Source organism: Priestia sp. FSL R5-0597 (genome assembly GCF_038006305.1).
Lineage (GTDB): Bacteria > Bacillota > Bacilli > Bacillales > Bacillaceae_H > Priestia > Priestia zanthoxyli.
The window spans coordinates 1,327,894-1,340,797 of record NZ_JBBOUZ010000001.1; the positions used below are offsets into that span (position 1 = coordinate 1,327,894).

At 38.4% G+C, this 12,904-nt stretch carries 14 protein-coding genes; 12 read left to right on the forward strand and 2 right to left on the reverse strand.

From position 1 onward, the window contains the following. Positions 1–143: 143 nt before the first annotated feature. Complete coding sequence (locus tag MKX72_RS06725; RefSeq protein WP_048020016.1) at positions 144–626, forward strand: DUF3993 domain-containing protein; 483 nt, start codon at positions 144–146, stop codon at positions 624–626. 29 nt (positions 627–655) lie between these two features. On the opposite strand, the gene MKX72_RS06730 is transcribed toward MKX72_RS06725, so the two are convergent. Then, complete coding sequence (locus MKX72_RS06730) at positions 656–892, reverse strand: glutaredoxin domain-containing protein (protein WP_013056034.1); 237 nt, start codon at positions 890–892, stop codon at positions 656–658. A gap of 280 nt (positions 893–1,172) precedes the next feature. Here MKX72_RS06730 and MKX72_RS06735 point away from each other — a divergent pair, with 280 nt between their 5' ends. From MKX72_RS06735 to MKX72_RS06760, 6 genes are all read left to right on the forward strand, one after another. Then, positions 1,173–1,409, forward strand: coding sequence for a YkuJ family protein (locus MKX72_RS06735; RefSeq protein WP_013056035.1), 237 nt, complete (start codon positions 1,173–1,175; stop codon positions 1,407–1,409). Between the two features lie 382 nt (positions 1,410–1,791). Then, positions 1,792–2,247, forward strand: a complete 456-nt coding sequence (cbpB, locus tag MKX72_RS06740) for a cyclic-di-AMP-binding protein CbpB (RefSeq protein ID WP_013056036.1) — start codon at positions 1,792–1,794, stop codon at positions 2,245–2,247. A 99-nt stretch (positions 2,248–2,346) separates the two neighbouring features. Further along, positions 2,347–3,225, forward strand: coding sequence for a LysR family transcriptional regulator (locus MKX72_RS06745; protein ID WP_013056037.1), 879 nt, complete (start codon positions 2,347–2,349; stop codon positions 3,223–3,225). Between the two features lie 129 nt (positions 3,226–3,354). After that, positions 3,355–4,074, forward strand: coding sequence for a 2,3,4,5-tetrahydropyridine-2,6-dicarboxylate N-acetyltransferase (dapD, locus tag MKX72_RS06750; RefSeq protein ID WP_013082280.1), 720 nt, complete (start codon positions 3,355–3,357; stop codon positions 4,072–4,074). A gap of 144 nt (positions 4,075–4,218) precedes the next feature. Next, positions 4,219–5,346 (forward strand): N-acetyldiaminopimelate deacetylase, encoded by a 1,128-nt coding sequence (locus MKX72_RS06755; protein ID WP_155008278.1) that lies wholly within the window; start codon positions 4,219–4,221, stop codon positions 5,344–5,346. 56 nt (positions 5,347–5,402) lie between these two features. Continuing rightward, entirely contained in the window at positions 5,403–5,648 is a 246-nt protein-coding gene (locus tag MKX72_RS06760; RefSeq protein ID WP_013056040.1) for a YkuS family protein, read from the forward strand. Positions 5,649–5,682: 34 nt separating this feature from the next. Here MKX72_RS06760 and MKX72_RS06765 read toward each other — a convergent pair whose 3' ends face one another. Then, entirely contained in the window at positions 5,683–6,546 is an 864-nt protein-coding gene (locus MKX72_RS06765; RefSeq protein ID WP_155008277.1) for a mechanosensitive ion channel family protein, read from the reverse strand. A 356-nt stretch (positions 6,547–6,902) separates the two neighbouring features. Here MKX72_RS06765 and MKX72_RS06770 point away from each other — a divergent pair, with 356 nt between their 5' ends. From MKX72_RS06770 to MKX72_RS06790, 5 genes are all read left to right on the forward strand, one after another. After that, complete coding sequence (locus MKX72_RS06770) at positions 6,903–7,451, forward strand: peroxiredoxin (RefSeq protein ID WP_014461006.1); 549 nt, start codon at positions 6,903–6,905, stop codon at positions 7,449–7,451. 102 nt (positions 7,452–7,553) lie between these two features. Further along, a complete protein-coding gene (locus MKX72_RS06775) occupies positions 7,554–8,000 on the forward strand; it encodes a TlpA family protein disulfide reductase (RefSeq protein WP_028414116.1) in 447 nt (148 codons plus the stop codon). A 187-nt stretch (positions 8,001–8,187) separates the two neighbouring features. Further along, a complete protein-coding gene (gene gnd / locus MKX72_RS06780) occupies positions 8,188–9,084 on the forward strand; it encodes a phosphogluconate dehydrogenase (NAD(+)-dependent, decarboxylating) (protein ID WP_025749395.1) in 897 nt (298 codons plus the stop codon). 259 nt (positions 9,085–9,343) lie between these two features. Continuing rightward, positions 9,344–11,080 carry an ABC transporter ATP-binding protein gene (locus MKX72_RS06785; RefSeq protein WP_033578405.1) on the forward strand — a complete coding sequence of 579 codons (1,737 nt, stop codon included), beginning with the start codon at positions 9,344–9,346 and terminating at the stop codon, positions 11,078–11,080. 15 nt (positions 11,081–11,095) lie between these two features. Then, entirely contained in the window at positions 11,096–12,901 is a 1,806-nt protein-coding gene (locus tag MKX72_RS06790) for an ABC transporter ATP-binding protein (protein WP_028414114.1), read from the forward strand. Positions 12,902–12,904: the final 3 nt, after the last annotated feature.

Below are 12,904 nucleotides of genomic sequence, written 5' to 3' on the forward strand. Positions count from 1 at the left end.
TGAAGTTAAACCGGCAATCAGCAAAAGTGGTTGCCGGTTTTTTATGTTTTTTTAGAGGGGAACGACAGTCGGTTATAGAGATATGCATAGGCAGGGGAAATTTCGGAATTCTAATAAAAAAGAAGCGAAGGAGCTGAGTTAATTTGAAGAAAATATGCTTACTTGTCTTTTTGATGATGATCTTGTACTCAGGAAAATCTGTTTATGCGGAAGTGTCAGGAGAGATTAGGCATGAAATCTTTATAAATTTGCAGGACGCTTATCAGGCTCAGCTAAGAGCTGCGTCTGCCCATGCTAATCAAGATGCTGCTCGTGAGCTGAAATTATTTTTAGATGATGAGTATGCATCCGTATTTTTTAATGAGGCTCTCTTACAAAAAGCTCAAGGATATGTCGGAGAGGGACCTGAATATTTAACACACTACATCCCTTTCTTTTCTTTCGATGAACAGACGAAGGTAGCTCTTCATTCCGACCAAAACAAAGCTTATGTCTATCAATTTTTTCCGGCTGTGCATAATGAACGAGTAAAATACCAAGATCATTATGAAATGATCACTTTAGTAAAAAAACAGGGGAAATGGAAGGTACAAAAGCTTATATATAGTAAGAAACACTCAAAATAGCCGAGAAAAGCTTATTTTGAGTGTTTCTGTTACCCAATGTTCAGAAGCTTCTCAAGCGCTTGAAGGTCAAACCCTCTGATAATTTCCTGATCAACACGAATAGTCGGAGTGGAATAAGACTCTAACTCAGTAGTCATTCGTTTTCGAGCAGAAGCATCTTTAGATACGTCAAATTCTTTATAGGAAACGTGGTGATGCTGTAAAAACTGTTTAACAATTTCGCAAGGTGGGCAAGCTGGTTGTGTGTACAGCTCTATAGATCTCAATGAAAGCACCTCCCTATATCAAAATGAATGGTGTTAAAGTAGAATGAAGTTTTGGATGATACATAGTATATCGCTATGTTATTATAATAAAAAACGACATATATCGCTATAATAAGGCATTTTCTTATGAAAAATCACGTAAAGTACTTGTGTTTTTTTAGTATGTGGCATATAGTGAAATGGTGTCTTTTAAGTATTAGTTTAGATAAAGTACTTATTTGAATTGATATTGTAGAAAAGTCGAATGCGTAATGATGTAATAGGTGAAAGGAGAGATTATATGTCACAATTACAAGGTATTTTAACTCGTCTTGTGAATCTCCGTGAGCAAGCAAGTGGAAGTGAAGCGCCACAACGCTTCTTCGAAGTAGAGGGAAAAAGAATTTGCAGCGTGAAATATCATGCAAAAACTGAAACATACGAACTTGAAGTATATCAAGATGGTGAAAAGCCAGCTGTTTATCAATTTGATAACGTTGATATGATTGCAATTGAAATTTTTGAACTTATTCATTAAGGGATAAAGCAAAACGAATGCCGCAAAGGATTTTATACTTTGCGGCATTTTTTTGTTACTGCGTATGGAGTTTTTGCGGTGGCTTCTGTCCTATTTTCCCGGGAAATACCGACAAAGTGATAGCGGATTTTCTGATAAATGGAAGGAAAGGGTCGAATGCTGTAAAAAAAGCAAAATAAAAAATTCAGATAATTATGAACTTTCGTTGACACTTGTTTTAAAAAAATCTAGACTTAACATATAAGGGAGAACATCCAGTGTGTCTGCTTCTATTCCCTCTTAAAGGTTCGCATTTACGTAAGCAAGCTATTTTCATTTTGTAGCTTGTTCTTTTTCTCTTTACACATGTGGAAGTTATGAGAAATGGAAGGAGAATGTATAAATGATTGATATTGATCACAATCAGTTAAATCAAATTGAACTTCGAGATTTGCTTGTCACTTCTGATAAAGTTGCTCATGTTCAAGTGGGAAATAATTTAGAACATGCTTTGCTTGTGTTAACAAAGACTGGCTATACGTCCATTCCCGTATTAAATCCAAGGTTTCAGCTGCAGGGGTTCGTGAGCATGACGCTTATTTTAGATTCGATTTTAGGGTTAAAGCGCATTGAATTTGAAAGATTAGAAACCATGAAAGTAGAAGAAGTTATGAATCAAAATGTTCCTCGTGTCTCCATGAAAAAATCCGTATTAAAAGTCATAAATGCCATGATTAACCATCCTTTTTTGTGCGTAGAGAATGAAGATGGTATTTTTGAAGGGATTTTAACGCGAAGAAATTTGTTAAAGTCATTAAGAAGGCAGTCCATCATTCTCCCGAAAGAGTCATTTCAATAATTTTTTTAAGAAATCGTGTTTCAGCCTATCTTTCTCCGTTTTTTTCTTATATGATAAAGGTAAAATGAAAGTAAAAAGAGGCTTGAAAGGAATAACTGAATGCAATTAATAGAATGTCGAATGCTCGTTGTATTAGCTCAAGAATTAAATATGAGAAAAGCTGCAGAGAGATTATTTGTATCGCAACCAGCTTTATCACAGAGGCTGCAAACCATTGAAAAAGCATGGGATACACAAATCTTCATTCGTTCGCAAAAAGGACTGTCATTAACGCCTGCTGGAGAAAAGATTGTTCAATTTGCAAAAGAAGTAGTAGAAAAAGAAGATCGGGTTCGCGAGGACTTGCATCATTTAGATAATGAAGTATATGGTACACTCAAATTAGCGGTGGCTTCGATTATTGGACAGCACTGGCTGCCGGCGGTGTTAAAACGCTATATGGATCGTTACCCACATGCTAAAATCTCTCTTGTAACCGGCTGGAGCAGTGAAATGCTTCGCTACCTGTACGAAGATGAGGTACATATTGGAATCATACGCGGAAATCCCGATTGGAAAGGCGTCAAAGAACATTTGTTTACAGATCCTCTTTACCTAGTTGATTCAGAAATTGAAAGGGCAGCGGAAGTAGTAAATACTCATCGACCATTTATTCAATTTAAAAGTGACTCAACGTATTATCAAGAAATTTTAGAATGGTGGCATCGAGAGTTTCATACTACACCGAAGCGTACGATTGTAGTGGATCAGATTGAGACGTGTAAACAAATGGCTTTAAATGGTCTTGGTTTCGCTATTTTACCATCGATTGCTATCAAAGAAGCTGGAAGCCATATTCATCGGACGCCGCTTCTAAAAGCAAATGGCGAGCCAATTACACGAGACACTTCTTTAGTTGGATATGAATCAGCGTTTAAACTGAAGCAAGTTCGAGCATTTGTTGATATTGTACGTGAATACGTAAGAGAAACGGTCTAAAGCGAGCTCAGGTGCTCGCTTTTTTTATTTGCAATCGTTATCTTTTTATTAAAACGATAATGATGCTTGTCATTGTGAAAGCATTTTGTTACATTAAATGAGACATTGCTTACTTAGGAGGAATACATAATGAAAATGATGGATGCTAATGAGATTATCTCATTTATTCAAAACAGTACAAAATCAACACCGGTAAAAGTTTACGTAAAAGGTGAAGTAGAAGGAATTGACTTTGGTTCATCTTCTAAAACATTCGTAACGGGCAACACAGGTGTAGTATTTGGTGAATGGAAAGAAATCAAAGCTGCTATTGAAGCAAACGAAGGAAAAATTGAAGACTACGTAATTGAAAACGATCGCCGCAACTCTGCGATTCCTTTATTAGATATGAAAGGAATTAAAGCTCGTATCGAGCCAGGCGCTATTATTCGCGATCAAGTTGAAATCGGCGACAACGCTGTTATTATGATGGGTGCATCGATTAACATCGGTTCTGTAATCGGTGAAGGAACAATGATCGACATGAACGTAGTACTTGGTGGTCGTGCAACAGTAGGTAAAAATTGTCATATCGGCGCAGGTTCTGTATTAGCTGGTGTTATTGAGCCACCTTCTGCAAAACCAGTTGTAGTAGAAGATGATGTAGTAATCGGTGCTAATGCTGTTGTTCTTGAAGGGGTAACAGTAGGTAAAGGTGCCGTAGTTGCTGCAGGTGCAATTGTGGTCGAAGATGTAGCCCCTTACACAGTAGTAGCAGGTACGCCAGCACGCGTTATTAAAGAAATTGACGAAAAAACAAAGTCTAAAACAGAAATCAAGCAAGAATTGCGTCAATTAAACGAAGAATAAGAAAAACGATCAGTTTGCGCTTTTTCTTTGCTGAATTAATAGGTTTTAGCGATTGGGATACTGAATCCTTAAACGTATCATATGGACAAGTTGGAAGCGTGGGCAACCACGCTTTCTTCTTTATTTCGTGAGGAGGACATACACATGGCTGAAAATGAATTTGTGAAAATAAGAAGAGAGCTACATAAAATTCCTGAATTAGGGTTTCAAGAGGTGAAAACACAGCGTTTTTTGCTTGATTATATTAACACTCTTCCGCAAGAGCGCTTAGAAGTAAAGACGTGGAAAACGGGACTCTTTGTTAAAGTACATGGTACAAACCCAACTAAAACAATAGGCTACCGAGCAGATATTGACGGTCTTCCTATCACGGAAGAAACGAATTATTCTTTTCAATCACAGCATGAAGGACTCATGCATGCCTGCGGACATGATATGCATATGGCCATTGGGCTAGGCGTACTGACTTACTTTGCTCAGCATGAAATCAAAGATAACGTACTGTTCATCTTTCAGCCGGCAGAAGAAGGTCCAGGAGGAGCACAGCCAATGCTCCAAAGCGATATCATGAAAGAATGGCTTCCAGATTTCATCTTTGCCCTTCACGTAGCTCCTGAATATCCGGTTGGGTCGATTGCACTGAAGGAAGGGTTACTATTTGCTAACACGTCTGAGCTATTTATTGATTTAAAAGGAAAAGGCGGGCATGCTGCTTATCCACATACAACAAATGATATGGTAGTCGCTGCATGTCAGCTCGTTTCACAGCTTCAAACGATTGTTGCTCGCAACGTTGATCCGCTAGACAGCGCTGTAATTACAGTAGGAAAAATTCAAGGGGGGACGGTTCAAAATATTATTGCGGAGCGAGCTCGCATAGAAGGGACCATTCGCACGCTATCTCCTGAATCAATGACGCGTGTTAAAGAACGAATTGAAGCGATTGTTAAAGGAGTAGAAGTAGGGTATCAGTGTGAAACATCCATTGATTATGGATGTATGTATCATCAAGTATATAATCACCATGAAGTCACGCGAGAGTTTATGGAATTTGCCAAAGCGCAAACCGACGTGGATGTCATTGAATGCAAAGAAGCAATGACGGGAGAAGATTTTGGCTATATGCTAAAAGATATTCCTGGATTTATGTTTTGGCTTGGCGTTCAGTCTGAATATGGGCTTCATCATGCAAAGCTGCAGCCTCATGAAGGCGCAATAGATACGGCGATTTCACTTATTACAAAATATTTTGAACATAAAGGCAATCAATAAATCGTATAATCATTTTTCCTTATGGCTAAATTAATACCATGAGGAGGTGGGCAACGATGGCACGAATTGGTGTAGAATACGGTTTAACAGATGTACAGGCTGCACTTCAGCAGCTCGGACATGAAGTGGTACAATTACGCAACGAAAGTGATGCACAAGGGTGCGATTGCTGTGTTGTAACAGGGCAGGATTCAAACGTAATGGGGATTTCTGATGCAGTAACGCAAGGCTCAGTTATTACAGCTAGCGGATTAACGGCAGAAGAAATTTGTCAGCAAGTAGGCAACAAGGTACAAGGATAAAAGAAAGCCGAAGGAATAAATCCTTCGGCTATTTTTATGCATGCTGAGGCTGCTTGGCATCTTCAGGCTGCTTTTTATCAATATTTACTTGATGAGGGAACGGAATATCAATACCGTTTGCGTCAAATGCTTCTTTAAACTCTTTGCGAAGCTGACGTTCAACCCCCCACTGCTCACCGTTTTTAGCTTTGCCAACTACACGAAGCACAACGTCCGATGCGCCTAGACCTTGAACTCCTATCACGCTTGGTCCTTCTACAATGTTTTCATTTGTTGCAGCAACGCGCTCACATACTTTTTCTAGTACGGAAATTGCTTTGTCAATATCATCATCATACGAAATGCCAATATCAATCAACGCGCGCATATTGCCTCGGGAATGATTGCTTAAGCTTGTAATTTCACGGTTAGGCACATAGTGTAAAGTTCCATCAAATCCGCGAATTTGAGTAGTACGCAGACCTACTGATTCGACAATTCCTGAAAAACTTCCGGTTGTTACATAGTCGTCAACATCCAGCTGTTTTTCAAGAAGTAAAAAGAAACCTGTTACAACGTCGCTAACTAGTCCTTGAGCACCGAACCCGATTGCTAGACCCACAACTCCGGCACCGGCTAATAGAGCTGTCGCATGGATATTTACTGCTTCAAGCAGCATGACGACAAAAATAAAAATAAGTACATATGAAAACACATTAACGGTTAAACTTTTGAGTGTGAGCATGCGTCCGCGCGTAGTATTTTCGCGCTCACTCATTTTTTCAAAGGAACGCTCAATAACTTTTTTACCAATTGCTCGTACAAGTAAAAATACAATGGTAATGGCAATAAGTTTTAACACAATAGCTCCAGCATTGGTAAGAAGCTGTTCCCAGTTGATGTCTTGCATCTTAAACATTCGTTGTTCATCCTTCCTATGTTCTGTTTCAATATTAATAAGTGGGAATGTATTCTGTGGAAAAGATTTTGTAAGAGTATGAGCACATTTGTTTATTCCCGATATTAGACATGCTAAACTGAGAAGGTAAATAAATGCAACCCTTTTATAGCATTTTTTTGCTGAAGTCAGGGTTTAATTTGCCCTAAAGGCGGGCATAACAACTATGTTACCATTATAAGATGTTGTTTAAATTCATTCTTAATTAATATTGACTAAAAAAACAATATCCATTATAATGAAAACCGTTATAACAGTACATAAGTGAGAATGTTTTATACATTTTCTCATTTAATAATTATTTGGAGGGATCATGTATGCCAGAACGTATGGTAGGTAAACAAGCTCCACGCTTTGAAATGGAAGCTGTATTATCAAACAAAGAATTCGGTAAAGTTAGCTTAGAAGAAAATATTAAAAATGACAAATGGACAGTATTATTCTTCTATCCAATGGACTTTACATTTGTATGTCCAACAGAAATCACTGCACTTTCTGACCGTTATGATGAGTTTGAAGATCTTGACGCAGAAGTAATCGGTGTTTCTACAGACACAATCCATACACACTTAGCTTGGATCAACACTGATCGTAAAGATAATGGTTTAGGTGATCTTAAATATCCATTAGCAGCTGATACAAATCACGTTGTTTCTCGTGAGTACGGCGTTTTAATTGAAGAAGAAGGTGTAGCACTTCGCGGTTTATTCATCATCAGCCCAGAAGGCGAATTACAATATTCAGTTGTAAACCACAACAATATTGGCCGTGACGTTGATGAAACTTTACGTGTTCTTCAAGCGTTACAAACTGGCGGACTTTGCCCAGCTAACTGGAAACCAGGTCAAGCTACTTTAAACGCGTAAGCACAACGTTTAAAAGGTCTAACGTCCACGTTAGGCCTTTTTTTCATCGGATAATAAAGAACATATAGTCAATAATAGTGAAAACAAGGGAGGCTTTTATTCATGAAATTACGTCAGCCAATGCCTGAGTTAACGGGCGCTACAGAATGGTTAAACGGAGAGGTTACAAAAGAGCAGCTAATTGGCGAAAAGCCAACGCTTATTCATTTTTGGTCAGTAAGCTGTCATCTATGTAAAGAAGCAATGCCTCAAGTAAATGAATTTCGCGACCAATACAAAGAACAACTAAACGTAGTAGCCGTTCATATGCCGCGCTCTGAAGATGATTTAGACTTAACAAAAATTAAAGAAGTAGCAGCAGAACACGATATTACGCAGCCAATTTTTGTAGACAGTGAACATAAATTAACGGATGCATTTGAAAATCAATATGTACCGGCATATTATGTATTTGACAAAACAGGTCAGCTACGCCACTTCCAAGCTGGTGGAAGCGGTATGAAAATGCTTGAAAAGCGCGTGAATCGTGTATTAGGCGAGAACGAATAAATACAGGCAGTTGTAACAGGTGAAAAGCATTCGATGCTTAGTAGAACTTGCATCGAATGTTTTTCTTTTTTGTGTGTAGGAAGTAACTGATAAAGGAAATATAAAAATGTGGATTTTTTCTTGTGAGTTTACACCATACTAACACTAACAACATGATACGAAACTTACTATTGGAGGTAATTTACATATGAAATTAGGTATGATTGGCTTAGGGAAAATGGGAGCAAACTTAGTATTGAATTTACTAGATCATAACCATTCTGTGGTAGCATTCGATGTGAACAACGAAGCCGTACAGAAAGTATCAGAAAAGGGAGCAGAAGGCGCTTCTTCCATTCAAGAATTAGTAAGCAAATTAGAAAAACCACGCATTGCTTGGGTAATGGTTCCAGCCGGAGAGCTCACAGAAAAAGTAATTTCTGAGCTTCAAGAATTACTTGAAGAAGGAGATATGATTATCGAAGGCGGTAATTCTAAGTATAAAGATTCCGTACGACGTGCTGCAGCTTCTGCTGAAAAAGGAATTCACTACTTCGATGTTGGAACGAGCGGCGGAATGGAAGGTGCCCGAAACGGCGCTTGTATGATGATTGGCGGAGATAAAGAAGCATTTGCTACAATCGAACCTATTTTCCGCGACATCAACGTAGAAAATGGCTACCTCTATTCAGGTGCAGCAGGAAGCGGTCACTTCTTGAAAATGGTTCATAACGGAATTGAGTACGGCATGATGCAAGCAATTGCTGAAGGTTTTGATGTGTTAGAGAAAAGTGAATTTGACTATGACTACGAAGCTGTAGCCCGCGTATGGAACAATGGCTCTGTTATTCGCTCATGGTTAATTGAATTAATGGAACGTGCATTTTCAAAAGATGCAAAACTTGACAGTATTAAAGGAGTTATGCATTCTTCCGGTGAAGGGAAATGGACGGTTGAATCAGCTTTAGATTTACAAGTGCCAACGCCAGTTATTGCTTTATCTTTAATGATGCGCTATCGCTCACTTGAAGATGATACGTTTACAGGTAAAGTAGTTGCCGCTCTTCGCAATGAGTTCGGCGGACATGCAGTGGAAAAACAATAAAAAAAGAAGCTGGGACAAAAGTATTTTAGACGAAGTGAAAAACGAACCATTGATCAATATGTTTGATTAGTGGTTCGTTTTTTTGTTTGAGTGAATAGTTTCGTCTTTAGATGGAATTCATTTAGCTATATCCCAACCTCTTTTTTATGACTATTTACCTTTTTTTGAAAAAATATCTAAAAATTATGGTAATTTATTTCGGGAACCGATATATTTAAATATGTGTGCCACATCTTAGCTAAGGGAAAGGACGGGGTATATGGGAACGTTTAAAAAACTAAAAGATTTTTATTTGCCGTACCGAATGTACTTTTTTTATTCTGCTATTTGCTTGTTATTTGTAACCTCCATCACTGTGATTTACCCTATTGTGCTGCAATATACGATTGATCATATCGTGTTAGGAAAACAATATCAGCTAGTCGATAATGTAGCATTTATTTTTATTGGACTGATGATCATCAAAGGAATCTTTACATATATTCAGCAATATTACGGCGACTTATTTGGAATTAAGTCCGTGTATACTCTTCGCAATAAACTTTACCGCAAACTTCAGTATTTACCGTTTTCTTATTATGACAATGCTAAAACAGGGGACTTGATGTCCAGGTTGACAGCTGATGTAGAAGGATTTCGTTTTTTTCTATCTTTTGGCTTCTCAGAATTAATTCGCTTCGTCATTTTACTTACTGCCAGCTTTTCCGTTATGTTCTATTACTCTATTTCACTCACTCTTGTCACAATTTGCCTGCTGCCTTTTTTGGGGGTAGCTGTTTATCGTTTTGATAAACGCGTTCATCCAGCGTTTCGCTTAATTCGCCAATCGTTTGGAGAACTTAATACAAATGTTCAAGAAAATATAAGCGGCATACAGACGGTCAAATCATTATCAAGAGAAAAATTTCAAACCTCTAAATTTAACGATTCCAACGGAGTTTATAAAAATCGAAACATTGAAACAGCGAATGTGTGGGCAACTTATTTCCCCTTAATGGAGTTTATAGGGAATTTATCTATTGTTGGTCTCCTTGCTTACGGAGGAGCGCTTGTTATGAACGGAAGCGTACGTCCTGGAGAGCTTGTTGCTTTCTTTAGCTTAACCTCTTATTTAATGTGGCCGATTATGAATCTAGGGTTTGTTATCAATATGTTTTCACAGTCTAAAGCTTCAGGTGAAAGGCTGCTAGAAATTTTAGAAGAAGAAGAAAAAGTCCATGAGCATGCCGGAAGTTTCTCTATTAATGGAACGGTCGAGTTTCAGCATGTTAGCTTATCCTATCCAAACGAGGATAAAAAATCGCTTGAGAACATATCGTTTTCTGCTTCTAAAGGGAAAGTAGTAGGTTTAATCGGTGCAACTGGAGCCGGCAAAACAAGCTTAACACAGCTGCTCACGAGGTTTTATGAACCGACTTCAGGACAGATCTTAGTTAACCATCGTCCGATTAAAGAGTATCCGCTCTCTGTTCTTCGGAAAGAAATTAGCTTTGTACTTCAAGAAACGTTTTTGTTCTCAAGCAGCATAGGAACCAACATCTCTTATGGCGTGCCGGGTATTTCTAGAGAAGACATTATTGATGCTGCAAAACGAGCGCAGGCGCATGATTTTATTATGGAGCTTCCAGATGGATATGATACGATGCTGGGAGAGAGAGGACTGGGGTTATCAGGCGGGCAAAAGCAGCGTATTGCGATTGCACGAGCGCTTATCTTAAATCCTAGTATTCTAGTATTAGATGATGCCACCAGTGCCGTTGATATGAAAACAGAAAGAGAAATTCAATTGGCTTTAAAAGAAGTGATGAAAAATCGTACGACGTTTATTATCGCGCACCGCCTTTCTTCTTTGCGACATGCCGATGAAATCTTGGTCTTACATGAAGGTCGTATAAAAGAGAGAGGAAGCCATGAAACGCTCATTCAAAAGCAAGGGATTTATAAAAACATTTACGACATTCAATATGAAAGCAGTACGTCGGTGATGAACGTATAACAGGGGAGGAATAGAATGGCAGGCGAAAAAAATAAAGTTGTGCGAGAGCGCTTTTATTATCAAACAGATCAAATCATTGATAAGACGTTTAACTGGAAGCAAATGGCCCGCTTGTTTCGTTATCTTCATCCATATCGAAAAAACTTGCTTCCTTTCTCGTTTCTTATGGTCATTATCACGACGGTCATTAGACTCGCTATTCCTATTTTGATAGGTGTCTATACGCTTGATCATGCTGTAAAAGATAAGAATAGCACGCTGCTCATGCAGTTAGTTTTCATCATTTTTAGCTTGTATATCCTATCTTATATTGCGAATGTCTTTCGGATTAAATGGATGAATCAACTCGGGCAGCACGTAATATATGATTTAAGAAAACATTTATTTACGCATGTTCAAGGGCTATCGCACCGGTTTTTTGATACGCGTTCAGGAGGCTCTATTCTTGTAAGGATTATGAATGATATTAACTCTCTTCAAGATTTATTTACGAACGGGGTAGTTAACCTATTTATGGACCTCTTATTGTTAGTGGGAATTGTGGTTATATTATTTTCTCTCAGTCCTGCTTTGACATGTGCTGTTTTAGTCATTTTACCGATTATGTTTTTGATTTCTACAAAGCTGAGAAGAAGAATCCGCCGGTCATGGCAAGTTGTTCGTATGAAGCAGTCAGTATTAAATTCACATTTAAATGAGAGTATTCAAGGCATTCGCGTTACTCAATCATTTGCTCAAGAACAAGAAAATATGCTGTTTTTTGATCGCATAAACAGTGAAAATTACGAGAGCTGGAGGCAAGCTACTCGAAAAAATGCCATGTTTCGACCGTTTGTAGAACTCACAAATGCTGTCGGAACGGCCATTTTAATTTGGTTCGGTGCTGCACTTATTCAAGATGAGCGGCTAACAATTGGTATTTTTGTATCATTTGCTTTTTATCTCGGGATGTTTTGGGAACCGATTTCTCGTTTAGGGCAAGTGTACAATCAATTATTAATGGGAATGGCTTCATCCGAGCGCATTTTTGAATTTCTAGATGAAAAACCTCTCGTCGCAGATTTGGAAACCGCTACGTCTTTAGAGAATATGAAGGGGAAAGTTGAGTTCAAGCACGTCTCATTTTCTTATGATGGGAAGCGTAAAGCTCTAAACAACGTATCAATTGAAATAAAAGAAGGACAGACGGTTGCTTTAGTGGGGCATACTGGATCTGGAAAAACGTCCATTGCTAATTTAATCACACGTTTTTATGATGTGAACAAAGGGCAGATTTTAATTGATAATATGCCTATTCAAGATATTACGTTAGCGAGTTTACGAGCACAAATTAGTATTGTGCTGCAAGAAACCTTTATTTTTTCAGGAACCATCACGGAGAATATTCGGTTTGGAAAACCGGATGCTACCGATGATGAAGTGATTAAGGCCGCAGAAGCGGTAGGGGCTGCAGATTTTATAAAGCGTCTGAAAAAAGGCTATGATACGGAAGTAGAAGAGCGAGGAAACGTTTTATCGGTGGGAGAGCGTCAATTGATTTCATTTGCTCGAACGCTGTTGGCTGATCCTCGTATTATCATTTTAGATGAAGCGACAGCAAGCATCGATACAGAAACAGAAGTGAAGATTCAACAAGCGCTTAAAACGCTGTTAAATAACAGAACGGCCATCATGATTGCTCATCGGCTATCGACTATACGAGAAGCAGATAACATCATTGTGTTAGACCACGGAAGCATTATTGAAACAGGCAATCATGGGGAACTTATGCAGCAAAAAGGCGTATATTATTACCTTGTTCAAACCCATGCTACAGCTTAAAAA

Bases quoted from the DNA above. Each gene is read 5' to 3' on its own strand.
- MKX72_RS06785 (WP_033578405.1), top strand. From the start codon at position 9,344: ATGGGAACGTTTAAAAAACTAAAAGATTTTTATTTGCCGTACCGAATG.
- gnd (WP_025749395.1), top strand. From the start codon at position 8,188: ATGAAATTAGGTATGATTGGCTTAGGGAAAATGGGAGCAAACTTAGTA.
- MKX72_RS06755 (WP_155008278.1), top strand. From the start codon at position 4,219: ATGGCTGAAAATGAATTTGTGAAAATAAGAAGAGAGCTACATAAAATT.
- MKX72_RS06775 (WP_028414116.1), top strand. From the start codon at position 7,554: ATGAAATTACGTCAGCCAATGCCTGAGTTAACGGGCGCTACAGAATGG.
- MKX72_RS06790 (WP_028414114.1), top strand. From the start codon at position 11,096: ATGGCAGGCGAAAAAAATAAAGTTGTGCGAGAGCGCTTTTATTATCAA.
- MKX72_RS06745 (WP_013056037.1), top strand. From the start codon at position 2,347: ATGCAATTAATAGAATGTCGAATGCTCGTTGTATTAGCTCAAGAATTA.
- MKX72_RS06735 (WP_013056035.1), top strand. From the start codon at position 1,173: ATGTCACAATTACAAGGTATTTTAACTCGTCTTGTGAATCTCCGTGAG.
- MKX72_RS06770 (WP_014461006.1), top strand. From the start codon at position 6,903: ATGCCAGAACGTATGGTAGGTAAACAAGCTCCACGCTTTGAAATGGAA.
- cbpB (WP_013056036.1), top strand. From the start codon at position 1,792: ATGATTGATATTGATCACAATCAGTTAAATCAAATTGAACTTCGAGAT.
- MKX72_RS06765 (WP_155008277.1), bottom strand. From the start codon at position 6,546: ATGTTTAAGATGCAAGACATCAACTGGGAACAGCTTCTTACCAATGCT.
- MKX72_RS06760 (WP_013056040.1), top strand. From the start codon at position 5,403: ATGGCACGAATTGGTGTAGAATACGGTTTAACAGATGTACAGGCTGCA.
- dapD (WP_013082280.1), top strand. From the start codon at position 3,355: ATGAAAATGATGGATGCTAATGAGATTATCTCATTTATTCAAAACAGT.